This window comes from Agromyces sp. LHK192 (genome assembly GCF_004006235.1).
GTDB lineage: Bacteria > Actinomycetota > Actinomycetes > Actinomycetales > Microbacteriaceae > Agromyces.
This window is the reverse complement of sequence record NZ_CP034753.1, coordinates 827133-841623: the sequence shown is the minus strand read 5'-3', so window position 1 is coordinate 841623 and position 14491 is coordinate 827133. Positions and strand designations below refer to the sequence as shown.

The window sequence follows — 14491 nt, the reverse complement described above, 5'->3', positions numbered from 1 at the left end:
TCCGGGTCGGTGGTGGCGCTGACGGAAGCGGGCGCGTCGAATCCGTCGGTGTCAGACCCGTCGGTGTCGAATCCGTCGACGCGTTCGATGACGGTCGCGATGCCCATGCCCGCGCCGACGCACAGCGTCGCGAGTCCGCGCCGCTGGTCGCGGCGCTCGAGCTCGTCGAGCAGGGTGCCGAGGATCATCGCCCCCGTCGCGCCGAGCGGATGCCCCATCGCGATCGCTCCCCCGTTGACGTTGACCTTCTCGTGCGGGATGTCGAGGTCGCTCATCCACCGCATGACCACGGCCGCGAACGCCTCGTTCAGCTCGAACAGGTCGATGTCGTCGACCGTGAGCCCGGCCTTGGCGAGCACCTTCTGCGTCGCGGGCGTCGGACCGGTCAGCATGATCGTCGGCTCGGAGCCGGTGACCGCGGTCGCGACGATCTTCGCGCGCGGCGTGAGGCCGAACCGCTCGCCGACCTCGCGGCTGCCGATGACGACCAGCGCCGCGCCGTCGACGATGCCCGACGAGTTGCCGGCGGTGTGCACGTGCGAGATGCGCTCGACCGCGTGGTACTTCTGCATCGCGACGGCGTCGAACCCGGCCTGGTCGCCGAGCGCCGCGAACGCCGCGGGCAACTCGCCCAGGGTCGCGGTCGTGGTGCCGGCGCGGCGGTGCTCGTCCGTGTCGAGCAGCGTCACGCCGTTCTGGTCTCGCACGGGCACGACCGACCTGGCGAACCACCCGTTGCTCCAGGCCTGCTCGGCGCGGCGCTGCGACTCGGCGGCGTACGCGTCGACGTCTTCGCGGGTGAAGCCCTCGAGCGTGGCGATGAGGTCGGCGCCGATGCCCTGCGGCACGAAGTACAGGTCGTAGTTCGTCGTCGGGTCCTGCGCGTACGCGCCGCCGTCCGATCCGATCGGGACGCGCGACATCGACTCCACGCCGCCCGCGAGCACGAGGTCCTCGAAGCCCGAGGCGACCTTCTGCGCCGCCATGTTCACGGCCTCGAGCCCCGAGGCGCAGAAGCGGTTGAGCTGCACGCCCGCGACGGTCTCGGGCAGGCCGGCCACGAGCGCCGCGGTGCGCGCGATGTCGCCGCCCTGCTCGCCGATCGGCGAGACGACGCCGAGGACGATGTCGTCGATCGCGGCCGGATCGAGGCCCGGGTTGCGCTCGCGCACGGCGTCGATGAGGCCGACGACGAGGTCGACCGGCTTGGTTCCGTGCAGCGATCCGCCGCGGTTGCGCCCGCGCGGGGTGCGCACGGCGTCGTAGATGTATGCCTCTGGCACGTCGCTCCTCCTCAGAGTCCGAGGCTCCGACCGACGATCTCCTTCATGATCTCGGTCGTGCCGCCGTAGATGGTGGTGATGCGCGCGTCCTCGTAGTCGCGCGCGATCCGGTACTCGCGCATGTAGCCGTACCCGCCGTGCAGCTGCAGGCAGCGGTTCACGATCTGCACGTACTGCTCGGTGGTCCAGAACTTCGCGGCTGCGGCATCCTCTGCAGACAGCTCGCCGGCGGCGTGCCGCACGATGCACTGGTCGATGTACGCGCGGCTGACCTGCGTGGCCGTGAACATCTCGGCGAGCTCGAAGCGCGTGTTCTGGAACGCGCCGACCGGCTTGCCGAACGCCTGCCGCTCCTGCACGTACGCGATCGTGCGGTCGATGACGCCCTCGCTCGAGGCGACCGCGGCCGCGGCGATCGAGAGGCGCTCCTGGGGCAGGTTGCGCATGAGCCCGAGGAAGCCCTGCCCCTCGGAGCCGAGCAGGTTCCCGGCGGGCACGCGCACGTTCTCGAAGATGAGCTCGGAGGTGTCCTGCGCGTGCAGACCGACCTTGTCGAGGTTGCGGCCGCGGCTGAAGCCGGGCAGGTCGGTCGGGATGACGAGCAGGCTGAGGCCCTTGTGCGGGTCGGCGCTCGTGCGCACCGCCGTGACGACGAGGTCGGCGTTCTGCCCGTTCGAGATGAAGATCTTGGAGCCGTTGACGACGTACGCGTCGCCGTCGAGCACGGCGGTGGTGCGGATGCCGGCGAGGTCGCTGCCGGTGCCGGGTTCGGTCATCGCGACGGCCGTGATGAGCTCGCCCGCGGCGATGCCCGGCAGCCATCGGCGCTTCTGCTCGTCGTTCGTGAGCTCGATGAAGTACGGGATCACGATGTCGTTCGAGAGCGCGATGCCCGCCATGCCGTCGGAGACCGGGTGGCGCGCGAGCTCCTCGCCCATGACCGCGTTGAAGCGGAAGTCGTCGGCGCCGCCGCCGCCGAACTCCTCGGGGATGGTTAAGCCGAGGATGCCGGCCTCCGCGGCCTTCGTGAACAGGTCGCGGTCGACCTTGCCCTCGGCCTCCCAGCGCTCGGCGTGGGGCTTGGCGTGACGGTCGACGAACTCGCGGACGAGCTCGCGGAACTGCTCGTGCTCCTCTTCGTAGACCGTACGGATGCGGTCGACGGCGGCGAGCGAGGTCTGGGGCATGTGCGAGATCTCCCTTGATCGGCCGGCGCGGTTGCATCGGCATGTTCCGAGCATACGTCGCGCCCCTACTTTTTACAACGGATTAGAAAAATTCCCGCTCGCCCTTGAAGAACGACGGGCACGCGGACAGAATCGAAGCGGCGGATTTTCTCATCGCCATAAGAAAACGACTCACACGACGCGAGGATGCGCATGGGCGAAGCACCACCGACCACCGAGGGGCTCGCCGGGCGCGTCCGCGACTTCGTGCGGGACACCGTGATCCCCGTCGAGGTCGAGCACCTCGGCGTGCTGCACCGGCCCGTCGACGGCGGAGCCGCCTCGGCGGCGAGCGCACCGATCGACGAGACCGAGCGCGCGCTGCGCCGCGACCTCCAGGCGGCCGCACGCGAAGCCGGGCTGCTCACCCCCCACCTGCCGGTCGAGTGGGGCGGCCGCGGGCTCACCCACCTCGAGCAGGCCGACGTCTTCGAGGCGGCCGGCTACTCGCTCTTCGGCCCCGTCGCCCTCAACGTCTCGGCGCCCGACGAGGGCAACATGCACCTGCTGCTCGAAGCCGCGAGCGACGCGCAACGCGAACGATGGCTGCGACCCCTCGCCGCGGGCGACCTCCACTCCGCGTTCGCCATGACCGAGCCCGCTCCGGGCGCAGGCAGCGACCCGCGCGCCCTGACCACCCGCGCCGAGCGGGTGGCCGGCGGCTGGCGCATCACCGGCGAGAAGTGGTTCATCACCGGCGCACGCGGCGCCGGCCTCGTCATCTGCCTCGCGCGCACCGCGGGCGAGCCCGGTGACCCGGGCGGCGCGACCATGTTCCTCATCGACGGCGACACGGCGGGGCTCACGATCGAGCGCGACGTGCACACCATCGACGCGGGCCTGTTCGGCGGGCACAGCGTGGTGCGATTCGACGGATGCCTCGTGCCCGACGACGCCGTGCTCGGCGAGGTCGACCACGGCCTCGAAGCCGCCCAGGTGCGGCTCGCCCCGGCCCGGCTCACGCACTGCATGCGCTGGCTCGGCCTCGCCGGCCGCGCCCACGACCTCGCCCTCGACCACGTCACGACCCGGCACGCCTTCGGTTCGACCGTCGCCGACCTCGGCCCCGCACAGCAGCTCGTCGCCGAGAACGAGATCGACCTCGCCGCGGCACGGGCGGTGGTGCGCGAGACGGCGCGCGTGCTCGACGCCGCGCACGGCGGGGCGCACGGCGAGGCGCACGGCGAGGCCGGGGCATCCGACGATGCCACTGCTGCTGCCGCGCCGCGCCGCGCCGCAGCCGACCCGATCGCCGCCTCGTCGATCGCGAAGACGTTCGTCTCCGAAGCCGTCGGCCGGGTCGTCGACCGCAGCGTGCAGCTCGCCGGCGGCCAGGGGGTCTCCGACGAGCTGCTGCTGGCACGGTACTGGCGTGACATCCGCCCGTTCCGCATCTACGACGGGTCGAACGAGACGCATCGCTGGTCGATCGCCAAGCACGCCGTGCGCGCCCACCGGAAGGGACACCGCCATGACCTCCCAGCCTGAGGCCCGAGCTGCGCTCGTCACCGGCGGATCGCGGGGCATCGGCCTCGCGATCGCACGCCGGCTCGCCGCGGAGGGGTTCGCGATCACGCTGTCGGCCCGAACCGGCGACGCGCTCGAGGCGGCCGCCGCCGAGCTCGCCGAGACCGGGGCACGGGTCACGACGGTCGTCGCCGACGCGTCCGACGACGGCGACCTCGCGCGACTCGTCACCCATCACGAGGAGGCGTGGGGCCGGCTCGACGCCCTCGTGCTGAACGCCGGCATGGGCTTCGGCTCCCCCATCGACGCCACCCCCCTTCGGCGCGTCGACAAGCACTACGCACTGAACTTCCGGGGCGCGTTCGCCCTCGTCGCGGCGGCGCTTCCGCTGCTGCGCGCCACCGCCGCGACCGGCCCGCGGGGCGCGCGCGTCATCGCCCTCGCGTCACTTGCGGGCCTGCTGCCCGAACCCGATCTCGCGGCCTACAGCGCGACGAAGGCCGCGGTCGTCTCGCTCTGCCGGTCGATCTGCATCGAGGAGGTCGCGACCGGGGTGAGCGCCACGGCGATCTGTCCCGGCTACGTCGACACCGACATGGCGGCCTGGAAGCACGACGTGCTGCCCGCGACCGACATGATCCGGCCCGACGACCTCGCCGAGCTCGCCGTGTCGCTCACCCGGCTGTCGCGCAATGCGGCCGTTCCGGTGCTGCCCGTCTACCGCGCGGGCGGCGGCCTCACCGGGGCGTAGCCGCGCTCCGTCGGGCCGGCGCCCTGCCCCCCGTCCCTTCGGGACGGTTCTTCAACCACCGGACCCCTGTATCTGAGGGTCCCGACGGAGAGGAACCGTCCCGAAGGATGGAGGCGAGGAAGGAAGGTGACGAGCGGGCGGGCGGGCGAGGAGGCGGGCGGGTCAGGCGGGCGGACGGCGTCCGGGGATCCGGCGCACGAGCGGGGCGAGTGCGCCGCGGAGGAGACCGACGAGGCCGTACGGCAGGAAGAACGCGAAGACCACGAGCACCGCGCCGTAGGCCGCGCCCGTCGCGGCCGGGCTGAGGCTCGACGTGAACGTCGGCACGTACTGCACGAACAGGGCACCGAGCACCGCGCCGGGCACCGTCGCGAGGCCGCCGACCACGATGAGCGTCACGAACGAGATCGACAGCGTCAGGTTGAAGTTCTCGGGCCCCACGAACTCGAGCAGCATGGCGTACAGCCCGCCCGCGACGCCCGCGTACGCGGCCGACACCGCGAAGAGGCGGGTCTTGGTCTGCCACACGTCGACGCCGAGCGTCTCGGCGACGAGTTCGGCGTCGCGCACCGCGACGAACGAGCGCCCGAGGCGGCCGCGTGCGAGCCGGCGCGTCACGACGTAGCCGATCACGGCGGCCGCGAGCGCGAGGTAGTACACCCACTGGTCGTGGTCGAGCGGCACCCAGGCGGGCGGGTCTCCGTCGATCGCGATCCCGCGGCTGCCGTGCGTGAGGGGCTGGAGGCCGCGGATCACCGCGGGCGTCGCCATCGCCATCGCGAGGGTGACGAGGCCGAGCTGCAGCCCCTTGAGTCGCAGGGCGGGAAGGCCGAGCACATAGCCCACGACGAACGGCACGGCCGCGGCGACGAGCAGCGTCGCGGGGTGCGGCATCCCGGCTTCGCCGCCCACGGCGACGGCGTAGGCGCCGATCGCGAAGAACGCCGAGTGGCCGAGCGACACCTGACCGCCGAAGCCGACGAGGAGGTTGAGGCCGAGGCCGACGATCGTCCAGATCAGCACGAGCGTGACGGTGAGGTTGATGTAGCTCGGGTTGACGAGCGGCAGCACGGCCAGCACGACCGCGCCGAGCCCGACGATCGCGATCGCGAGCCATCGCGGCGGGTCGAGCGGCGGTCGGGGCCGGCGCAGCCATTCGGCGGCCGACGGCCGCGCGGCCCGGCCGGCGAGGAAGGCGCGGACCGGAGAGGTCGAGGTCGTCGTCATGCGCGCACCAGCTCCCGTCGTCCGAACATGCCCTGCGGTCGCACGAGCAGCACGACCACGATGATCAGCAGCGCGACCACCTGCTTGAACTCCGATCCGCCGGGCAGGTAGCTCCCGGCCAGGTTCTCGACGATGCCGACCGCGACCCCGCCGATCAGGGCGCCGACCGGCGATTCCAGCCCGCCGAGGGTGGCCGCCGCGAAGGCGTAGATGAGCACCGGAGCCATCATGCCCGGGTGCAGGAACAGCTCCGGGGCGATCAGCGTGCCGGCGAGCGCGCCGACGGCACCCGCGACCGCCCAGCCGATCGTCATCGTGCGACCGGTCGAGATGCCCGAGAGCTCGGCCGACTCGGGCGCCGACACGGCGGCGCGCATGCGCAGGCCGATGCGGGTGAACCCGAACAGCGCGGCGAGCAGGAGGGCGACGACCACGACCGTGACCACGATGCCCACGTCCTGGCGCGACACCGCGACCCCGCCGACCGCCACCGTGCCCGGGCCGAACAGCGCGGGCACCTCCTTCGTCTGGTACGTCCAGACCCACCCGATGAGGGCGTTCAGCGCGATCATGAGCCCGAGGCTCACGATGATGAGCGGCAGGTGCTGGTGGCGGCGCACGAGCGGCCGGATCAGCACCCGCTCGATGCCGGCCGACAACAGGGCGAGCGCGGCCATCGAGACGGCGACCGCGACCGGGAGCGGCAGCCCCCACGCGGTGCACTGCCACGAGACGTACGCGCCCAGCAGGGCGAGCTCGCCCTGCGCGAAGTTCAACGTGCGCGATGCCCGGTAGACGAGCACGATCGCGAGCGCCAGCGCCCCGTAGATCGCCCCGGTCGCGATGCCGTCGGCCAACTGTTGCAGCAGCATCCTTCTCCTCTCAGCCGTCTTCGATGCGTTCAGCCGTCTTCGATGCGTTCAGCCGTCGATGCGTTCAGCGTCTTCGATGCGTCGCCGCCGTCAGACGCCCAGGTAGGCGCGGCGCACGTCGTCGTTCTCGCGGAGCTCGTCGGCCGGCCCGCGCACGGTGATCCGTCCGCTCTCCACGACGAGCGCCTCCTCGGCGATGCCGAGGGCGACCTGTGCGTTCTGCTCGACGAGCAGCAACGCGGTGCCGGTCTCGCGGCCGAGCTCGTCGAGGGTCGCGAACAGTTCGGTCGTGATCTTCGGCGCGAGCCCGAGCGACGGCTCGTCGAGGAGCACCACCCGGGGAGCGGCCATGAAGGCCCTGGCGATCGCGAGCAGTTGCTGCTCGCCGCCGCTCAGCCCCGATGCCGGCCGGGCGCTGCGCTCGGCGAGCCGTGGGAATCGTTCGAGCCAGCGGTCGGCGTCGGCGGATGCCGCGCGACGCGGCCTCGTCGAACCGCCCGCGAGCAGGTTCTCCCGCACGGTCAGGTCGCCGAACGTGCCGCGGCCCTGGGGGACGTGTGCGATGCCCTCGGCGGCGATGCGGTGCGCCGGCCGGCCGACGAGCTCGCGACCGTCGAGCCGGATCGATCCGTCGACCCGGCACAGTCCCGAGATCGCACGGAGCGTGGTCGTCTTGCCGGCGCCGTTGGCGCCGAGGATCACGAGGCGGCCGCCTTCCGGCACCTCGAATCGGATGTCGCGGAGCACGGTCGCGGGACCGTACCCGGCCTCGACGAGGTCGACGACGAGCAGGCTCATGCGGCTGCGCTCCCCAGGTAGGCGGCGACGACCTCGGGGGCGCGGGCGACCTCCCGCGGGTCGCCCTCGGCGATGCGGCGGCCGAAGTTGAGCACGACGACCCGGTCGCACACGGAGGTGACGAGGCCCATGTGGTGCTCGACGAGCAGGATCGCGGTGCCCCGTTCGGAGGCGAGTCGCCTGAGCGTCTCCCCGAGCTCGCGGACCTCGCCGTGGACGAGTCCGTTGGCGGGTTCGTCGACGAGCAGCAGTCGTGGTTCGGGCAGCAGGGCCCGCGCGAGCTCGATGCGCTTGAGCGTGCCGAACGGCAGGGTGCCGACGATTCGGCCGGCGACGGCGGCGAGGTCGAGCTCGTCGAGCAGCGCCGCCGCGCGCTCGCGCATCGCCCGCTCGTCCCGGCGGATGCCGGGCAGCGCGAGCGCGGTCGCCCAGAACCCGCCGCGGGTCGCGGAGTACCCGCCGGCGAGCACGTTCTCGAGGACGGTCTGCGATGGCAGCAGGCCCAGGTTCTGGAACGTCCGGCCGACGCCGAGCCCGGCGATGCGGTGGCGCGGGAGCGCGGTCGCGTCGCGTCCGGCGATGCGGATCGTGCCCGACTGGCGCCGGTAGAGCCCGGAGATGCAGTTGAACAGGCTCGTCTTGCCGGCGCCGTTCGGCCCGATCAGGCCGACGACCTCGCCGTCGCCGACCGTGAGGCTCGGTCCGTCGAGCGCCTGCAGCCCCCCGAACGAGAGCCGGACGTCGCGGACCTCGAGCAGTGCGCCCATGCCGCCCTCCTGGTGATCGTGGTGGTGGTGGCCCGCGCGTCGAGCACGGGCGGGTGCGCCCCGGGGTCGGGATCGCCGGCCCCGGGGCATCCGTCAGTCGACCGTGTAGGTGCCCTCGGTCAGGTCCCAGTTCTCGCCGTTGAAGACCTGGACGCCGATCTCGCTGAACACGAACGGGTACTCGGGCGTCGTCGACACCGGCACCGGTGCGAGGTCGAGCTCGAGTCCGTCGAACGAGGTCGCCGCGTCGAGGAGCGCCTCGCGGGTGCATCCCTCCATCTCGACGAGCGCCGCCTCGAGCAGCTGCGCGGTCTGGTAGCCGGCCGCTGCGGGGGCGGAGAGGGCGTTCACCTCGCCCTCGTGCGCGGCCGCGAACTCGGTCCACGCGTCGAAGCCCGGGTCGCCCGCGAGCGACGGGTCGGTGATGTCCTTCGTGTACGCGATCGAGACGACGCCGTCGGCGGCGCCGGGCCCGGCGGGCTTGAGGAAGAACGTCGCGTCGGCCGCGGGTGCGTTGATCACCGTAGTGGCGTCCCAACCGAGTTCGAGCTTCTTCTTGAGCGACTGCGTGGCGAACGCACCCACCGCCCAGTTCAGGAAGAGATCGGCGTCGGATGCCGCGAGCGCGGTCACCTGGCTGTCGACCGACGGGCTCGCGAGCTCGTACGGCTCGGCCGCGACGATCTCGATGCCGCTGCCCTCGAACGCCGCCTCGAAGCCGGCGCGGATGCTCTCGCCGAAGTCGTCGTTCTGGTACAGGATCGCGGCGGTCGAGCCGGGGTGCTCGGCGATCAGGTATTCGGCGAGCGCCTGCACCTCGAACCCGTACTGCGGCATGAAGCCGGTGGTCCACGGGTCCTGCTCGTGCAGGGCGAGGATCGCGTCGGAGCCGGTCCCGGTGAAGAGGTTCGGCACCCCGGCCTCCTCGACGTAGGGCGCGACGCTGATCGCCGCACCGGTGCCGAGCACGCCGGCGAGCGCGAACACTTCATCCTGCTCGACGAGGGTCCGCACGTTGGCGGCGGTCTTCGCCGGGTCGTACGAGTCGTCGACGACGGTGACGACGACCTCGCGGGTGACGCCGTCGGCGAACTCGAGGCCGCCAGCGGCGTTGAGGTCGTCGAAGTAGGCCTGGATGGTCGTGCCGATCGCGCCGTACGCCGCGGCGGGACCGGACAGCGGGATGCTGTTCCCGATCCGCACCTCGGTGTCGGTGAAGCCGGGGCTGCAATCGGCCTCGGCCTGCGCCGCGTCGGCGCCGGCGTCGCCGGAGTCGCCGTCGCGTCCGACGCAACCGGCGAGCGCGAGCGCGGTGACCGCGGCGGATGCCACGGCGATCGTGGCGCGACGTCGTCGCGCGGGGTGGGTGATGGTCATCGTCGTGCCTCTCTGATGGGTGATCGCGAGCTGGGTGCAGGGTGGGGGTGCAGGGTCGGGCGGCGCCGCGCGAGGGCGCACTGGATCACGGTCCGACGGCTCGGGGCCGCCGGTCGGGGGTTCGCGCTCGCCGTTCGGCGCGGGTTCAGCCGGCGGGCGCCGGAGCGGTTCCGATCTGGTCGGGATCGCGGTCGCGGTCGCGTTCGAGCAGGAAGTGGTACGCGCGCCCGTCGTCGAGGGTGTCGCGGCCGGTCATGACGCCGAGGAGGGCGTCGGGTCCGACGCGGACGAAGCAGTCGATCACCGGCTGGCCGTCGTAGACCATCGCCGCCGTCGCGACGCCGTCGTGCACGACGCGGTGCAGGCTCGCACCGCCGCGGGCGAGCACCGGGTCGCTCACGAGTCCGCCGGCGCCGTCGGTGCGCACGATGGGGGCGACGTCGTCGTCGGAGCGGAAGAGCTTGCCGTACCAGCCGCTGCGCGTGAGCAGCCGGTGCACGCGGTGACCGGGGCTCAGGCCCGTGCCCCGCCACAGGCCGCGGAGCTCGGCGGGCTCGACCGGCGGCAGCGATCGCCAGAGCCCGGCGAGGTCGTCCTCGGCGACCGCGCCGCCGCGCAGGGTCTCGACCAGGTCGGCCGGCGCGGCCGGCGGTGCGACGCGGCGCTCGTCGCCCATGCGCAGCACCGGCTTGACGACGCGGCCGTCGCGGGCGTCCTCGACGGCCTGGGCGACGTCGGCGAACGGGTACGTCGCGACGAGCCACTCGACGGGCAGTCGGCCGGCTCGCCACAGTGCGGCGAGCGAGCGGATGTCTCGCGCGACGTCGGCGTCGCCTTCGATCACGCCGGTCAGCGTCCGCCCCCAGAGCAGCCGGGACTGCGACACCTCGACCCGGTTGGCGCCCGGCTTCAACGCGACCGTCGCGCAGGTGCCGCGGGTCGCGAGCTGGGAGAGCGCGAGGTCGAGCGCGGGCTGCGTGCCGACGGTGTCGAGCACGTGCGACGCCGTTCCCCTGACCGCCTCGGCGACCCGGTCGGGCGCGAGCGCCTCGGTGGCGCCGAGCAGCATGGCGAGGTCTCGGCGGTCGGCGATCGGGTCGCTCACGACGATGCGCGCGACGCCGCGGTGCTTCGCCGCCATGACGGCCGCGAGCCCGGTGGTGCCTGCGCCGATGACGAGCAGGGTGTCGCCCGGGCCGGGACGGAGCACGTTCAGCACCGCACCGGCACCGGTGAGCACCCCGCAGCCGAGGGTCGCCGCGACGGCCCACGGCACGTCGTCGCCGATGACCACCGCACTGCGGGCATCCACGACCACGTGGGCCGCCCACGACGACTGGCCCATCCAGCCCGTCGTCACCGGGCCGGTCGTCGAGGTGGCGCCGGCGTGCGCGGCGTAGTTGAGCTCGGCGAATCGGCCGCAGTACGCCGAGTGCCCGTGGAGACAGGCGTCGCAGTCGCCGCACGAGGCGAACCCGAGCACGACACGGTCGCCGGAACGGATTTCGGTCACACCGTCGCCGACGGCCTCGACGATGCCCGCGCCTTCGTGCCCGAAGACCGCCGGGAAGCGATCGCCCGCTCCCCCGTCGATGCCGAAGAGGTCGGTCGCGCACACGCCGGAGGCCATCACGCGCACCACGAGTTCGTGTGCGCCCGGCTGCCGGATGGTCACCTTCGAGAGCGTGGCCGTGCCGCCGCGCTCGTGGACGAGCGCGGCCGTCGTCGCGGTCATCGCCCTAGGCCGGCGTGGGCTCGCGGTCGGCGGCGCGCAGCGCGACCTTGTTGACTTTGCCGCCCGCGTTGCGCGGGAGCACCTCGACGAGCACGACGTGCTTGGGCCGCTTGAACCTGGCCAGCTTGTCGCCGAGGAACTCCGCGAGCGAGTCGACGGTGATCTCGGTGCCGCCGGCCGCGACGATCACGGCGACCGGCACCTCGCCCCACTGCTCGTCGGCGCGGCCGTAGACGGCGACGTCGAGGATCTCGGGGTGCGCGAAGAGGGCGTTCTCGACCTCGGCGCAGTAGACGTTCTCGCCGCCGGTGATGATCATGTCCTTCTTGCGGTCGACGACCCAGACGAAGCCCTCATCGTCCTGCCGGACGAGGTCGCCCGAGTGGAACCATCCGCCCTCGAACGCCTCGGCGGTCTCGACCGGCTTGCGCCAGTAGCCCTTCATCATCGTCGGCCCGCGGTAGACGATCTCGCCGACCTGGCCCGGCGCCACGTCGCGCATCTCGTCGTCGACGACGCGCGTCTGGATCGTGGGGATGGGGCGACCCACCGAGCCGAGCTTGCGCAGCGAATCGGGGCCGCGGAGCACGCAGGTGATCGGCGACATCTCGGTCTGCCCGAACACGGCGACGTTCATCGCGTTCGGGAAGCAGTCCTCCATCTGCCGCAGGAGCGTGTCGGATGCCGGGGCCGCGCCCCAGCTGATGATGCGCAGTGCGAGGTCGCGCTCCTTGATCCCGGGCAGGGCGCAGATCGCCTGCCACTGCTGCGGCACGTTGAACACGATGGTGGCCCGCTCGGCCTCCCACGCGTCGACGATCGCGGCCGGGTCGAACGCCCCGAGCGGATGGATGATCGTCGGGATGCCGATGATGAAGTTCGGCGCGATCGAGCCGAGGCCGGCGATGTGGAAGAGCGGCGCGGTCATGAACGAGATGTCGGACTCGTCGACCACCGCGTTCGCGCGCAGGCACGTGAGCGCCTGCGCGTTGAGGTTGAGGTGATCGAGCATGGCGCCCTTCGGGCGCCCGGTGGTGCCCGAGGTGTACATGATCAGGGCCGTGGTGTCCTCGGGGACGTCGGGGGCCTCGAACCCGTCGAGGTCCTCGGCGATGAGGTCGGGCACGGACTCCTGGCCCTCGCCGGCGGGGCCGAGCACGAGGACCCGCTCGATGCGCGGGGTGAGCTGGGCGACGACGCCCACGAGCGGGGCGAGGGGGGCGTCGACGATGATGACCGAGGCATCCGCGTCGTCGACGATGTAGGCGATCTCGGGCGGCGTGAGACGCACGTTGATCGGCACCGCGATGGCGCCGAGCGTGTTGATCGCGAAGACCGACTCGACGACCTCGGGGCTGTTCAGGGTCAGGAGCAGGACGCGGTCGCCCTCGGCGACGCCGCGGCGTCGCAGCGCGGCGGCCAGGTGCGTGACGCGCTCCTGCACCTGCGCCCACGACGTGTCACGGCCGAGGTACCGGAACGCGAGCGCGTCGGGCCGGTTCTGGGCGTGCGTGGCGACCTGGCTCATCCAGTGGTTGCGACGCGCGCCTCGCGGGATCGGGAGGGGTTCGGTGCTCATTCGGGGGTTCCCTTTCGTACGACGCTGTACCCGGCGCCGGCGGACCGGCGACGAAGGCTGCCCCCAGTATGCCTCCCGAACCCGGCGATGTCACGCATTTTGTTAATCACGATTCACATCGGTTCGTGAATCGTGATTCACAGGGCCCGGCATGGCGCCCCTGCGGTAGCCTGACGTGATGAGCGCAGTGCAGGCGGTGCCCGCCGCCGAACGGCGGATCCGCCCGAAGGACCGCCGCCAGCGGATCGCGATGGCCGCGGCCGAGGCGTTCTCCGAGCGCGGCTACCACCAGGTCGGCATGGGCGACGTCGCCGCCGCCGTCGGCATCTCGGCGCCCGCGCTCTACCGGCACTTCCCGAACAAGTACGCCCTTTTCGTCGACGCCGTCGACCGGCTCGCGCACGGCCTCATCGAGGCGACCGACGCCGCAGCCGAGCCCCGAGAGGGCGAGCCCGCGTCCGGCTGGTTCGACGCCGTCGTCGTGGACCTCATCGAGGCGACCATCGGCAACCGGCGCACGGGCGGGCTCTACCGCTGGGAGGGCCGCTACCTCGAGCCGGCCGATCGCCGTCGCGTCCGCGACGACTTCGCCCTCATCACCGACCGCGTCCGGCGACCGCTCGAAGCGCTCCGGCTCGAGGAGGGTCGCCCCGTGCCCGACGGCGACGGCGACGCGCTCGCCGCGGCCGCGATGAGCGCCGTGGCCAGCATCACGTCGCACCACACGAAGCTGCCGCACCGCCAGCTCGTCGACCTGTTGCGCGACGTCGCGCGCGACGTCGCGGAGACCGACCTGCCGCCGTACGCGCCGGCCGTCCCGGACGACGCATCCGGCCTGCCCAGCGCGTCCAAGCGCGAACTCATCATCAGCGAGGCGCTCGTGCTGTTCCACCGGCGCGGGTACCACGACACGGGCATCGACGAGATCAGCGCCGCCGTCGGGCTCACCGCGTCGGGGTTCTACCGGTACTTCGGCAGCAAGTCCGAGCTGCTCCTCGAGGCCTGCGTGCGCGCGGCCGAGCGGCTCAGCGCGACCACCGCCGACGCCCTCGGCGGCGCGACCTCCCCGGAGGTCGGGTTGCACGACCTGGTCGACGCGTACGTCGCCCACAGCTTCACCCACCACGACCTGATGAGCGTGTACTTCTCGGACGCCGGGGCACTGCCGCCCGCCGAGCAGGAGCGCCTGCGCGCCCTCCAGCGCCGCCACGTCGACGAGTGGGTCGCGCTGCTGCGCGCCGTGCGACCGGAGCTCTCCCCCGCGGCCGCCCGGTTCCGGGTGCACGCGGGGCTCAACATCGTGGTCGACATCGGCCGCCTGGTGCACTTCGACGCGACGCCGTCGCGGCGCGCCCGGGTCTGCGCACTCGTGCGATCGGCGCTCGGCGTCGGCGCGAACGCCTGACGCC

At 72.6% G+C, this 14491-nt stretch carries 11 protein-coding genes and 1 pseudogene; 3 read left to right on the top strand and 9 right to left on the bottom strand.

Annotated elements, in window-relative coordinates; genetic code table 11:
- Nucleotides 1–77 precede the first annotated feature (77 nt).
- Together ELQ40_RS03690 and ELQ40_RS03685 are read right to left on the bottom strand one after the other, a co-directional pair.
- Nucleotides 78–1283 (bottom strand): annotated as a pseudogene (locus tag ELQ40_RS03690) (acetyl-CoA C-acetyltransferase); the annotation flags it as partial.
- Nucleotides 1284–1294: 11 nt separating this feature from the next.
- Nucleotides 1295–2470 (bottom strand): acyl-CoA dehydrogenase family protein, encoded by a 1176-nt coding sequence (locus ELQ40_RS03685; protein WP_127792464.1) that lies wholly within the window; start codon nt 2468–2470, stop codon nt 1295–1297.
- A 192-nt stretch (nt 2471–2662) separates the two neighbouring features.
- On the opposite strand from ELQ40_RS03685, the gene ELQ40_RS03680 reads away from it, so the two are divergent.
- Entirely contained in the window at nt 2663–3997 is a 1335-nt protein-coding gene (locus tag ELQ40_RS03680) for an acyl-CoA dehydrogenase family protein (protein ID WP_205649421.1), read from the top strand.
- A complete protein-coding gene (locus tag ELQ40_RS03675) occupies nt 3981–4727 on the top strand; it encodes an SDR family oxidoreductase (protein ID WP_127792462.1) in 747 nt (248 codons plus the stop codon). The genes ELQ40_RS03680 and ELQ40_RS03675 overlap by 17 nt, the downstream gene beginning before the upstream one ends.
- 162 nt (nt 4728–4889) lie before the next feature.
- On the opposite strand, the gene ELQ40_RS03670 is transcribed toward ELQ40_RS03675, so the two are convergent.
- From ELQ40_RS03670 to ELQ40_RS03640, 7 genes are all read right to left on the bottom strand, one after another.
- On the bottom strand, nt 4890–5954 hold the full coding sequence (locus ELQ40_RS03670; RefSeq protein WP_127792461.1) for a branched-chain amino acid ABC transporter permease: 1065 nt from the start codon (nt 5952–5954) through the stop codon (nt 4890–4892).
- Nucleotides 5951–6826 carry a branched-chain amino acid ABC transporter permease gene (locus ELQ40_RS03665; protein WP_127792460.1) on the bottom strand — a complete coding sequence of 292 codons (876 nt, stop codon included), beginning with the start codon at nt 6824–6826 and terminating at the stop codon, nt 5951–5953. Before ELQ40_RS03665 ends, ELQ40_RS03670 begins: the two co-directional genes overlap by 4 nt.
- Before the next feature lie 90 nt (nt 6827–6916).
- A complete protein-coding gene (locus ELQ40_RS03660; RefSeq protein ID WP_127792459.1) occupies nt 6917–7624 on the bottom strand; it encodes an ABC transporter ATP-binding protein in 708 nt (235 codons plus the stop codon).
- On the bottom strand, nt 7621–8391 hold the full coding sequence (locus ELQ40_RS03655) for an ABC transporter ATP-binding protein (protein WP_127792458.1): 771 nt from the start codon (nt 8389–8391) through the stop codon (nt 7621–7623). Before ELQ40_RS03655 ends, ELQ40_RS03660 begins: the two co-directional genes overlap by 4 nt.
- A 93-nt stretch (nt 8392–8484) precedes the next feature.
- Complete coding sequence (locus ELQ40_RS03650) at nt 8485–9768, bottom strand: ABC transporter substrate-binding protein (RefSeq protein ID WP_127792457.1); 1284 nt, start codon at nt 9766–9768, stop codon at nt 8485–8487.
- Nucleotides 9769–9913: 145 nt separating this feature from the next.
- On the bottom strand, nt 9914–11503 hold the full coding sequence (locus ELQ40_RS03645; RefSeq protein WP_127792456.1) for an alcohol dehydrogenase catalytic domain-containing protein: 1590 nt from the start codon (nt 11501–11503) through the stop codon (nt 9914–9916).
- Nucleotides 11504–11507: 4 nt separating this feature from the next.
- A complete protein-coding gene (locus ELQ40_RS03640) occupies nt 11508–13082 on the bottom strand; it encodes a long-chain-fatty-acid--CoA ligase (protein ID WP_127792455.1) in 1575 nt (524 codons plus the stop codon).
- Between the two features lie 178 nt (nt 13083–13260).
- Between ELQ40_RS03640 and ELQ40_RS03635 the strand changes: the two genes are divergently transcribed.
- Nucleotides 13261–14487 carry a TetR/AcrR family transcriptional regulator gene (locus ELQ40_RS03635; RefSeq protein ID WP_127792454.1) on the top strand — a complete coding sequence of 409 codons (1227 nt, stop codon included), beginning with the start codon at nt 13261–13263 and terminating at the stop codon, nt 14485–14487.
- The last annotated feature ends 4 nt before the right edge of the window (nt 14488–14491 follow it).

Bases quoted from the DNA above. Each gene is read 5' to 3' on its own strand.
- ELQ40_RS03685 (WP_127792464.1), bottom strand. From the start codon at position 2,470: ATGCCCCAGACCTCGCTCGCCGCCGTCGACCGCATCCGTACGGTCTAC.
- ELQ40_RS03680 (WP_205649421.1), top strand. From the start codon at position 2,663: ATGGGCGAAGCACCACCGACCACCGAGGGGCTCGCCGGGCGCGTCCGC.
- ELQ40_RS03675 (WP_127792462.1), top strand. From the start codon at position 3,981: ATGACCTCCCAGCCTGAGGCCCGAGCTGCGCTCGTCACCGGCGGATCG.
- ELQ40_RS03670 (WP_127792461.1), bottom strand. From the start codon at position 5,954: ATGACGACGACCTCGACCTCTCCGGTCCGCGCCTTCCTCGCCGGCCGG.
- ELQ40_RS03665 (WP_127792460.1), bottom strand. From the start codon at position 6,826: ATGCTGCTGCAACAGTTGGCCGACGGCATCGCGACCGGGGCGATCTAC.
- ELQ40_RS03660 (WP_127792459.1), bottom strand. From the start codon at position 7,624: ATGAGCCTGCTCGTCGTCGACCTCGTCGAGGCCGGGTACGGTCCCGCG.
- ELQ40_RS03655 (WP_127792458.1), bottom strand. From the start codon at position 8,391: ATGGGCGCACTGCTCGAGGTCCGCGACGTCCGGCTCTCGTTCGGGGGG.
- ELQ40_RS03650 (WP_127792457.1), bottom strand. From the start codon at position 9,768: ATGACCATCACCCACCCCGCGCGACGACGTCGCGCCACGATCGCCGTG.
- ELQ40_RS03645 (WP_127792456.1), bottom strand. From the start codon at position 11,503: ATGACCGCGACGACGGCCGCGCTCGTCCACGAGCGCGGCGGCACGGCC.
- ELQ40_RS03640 (WP_127792455.1), bottom strand. From the start codon at position 13,082: ATGAGCACCGAACCCCTCCCGATCCCGCGAGGCGCGCGTCGCAACCAC.
- ELQ40_RS03635 (WP_127792454.1), top strand. From the start codon at position 13,261: ATGAGCGCAGTGCAGGCGGTGCCCGCCGCCGAACGGCGGATCCGCCCG.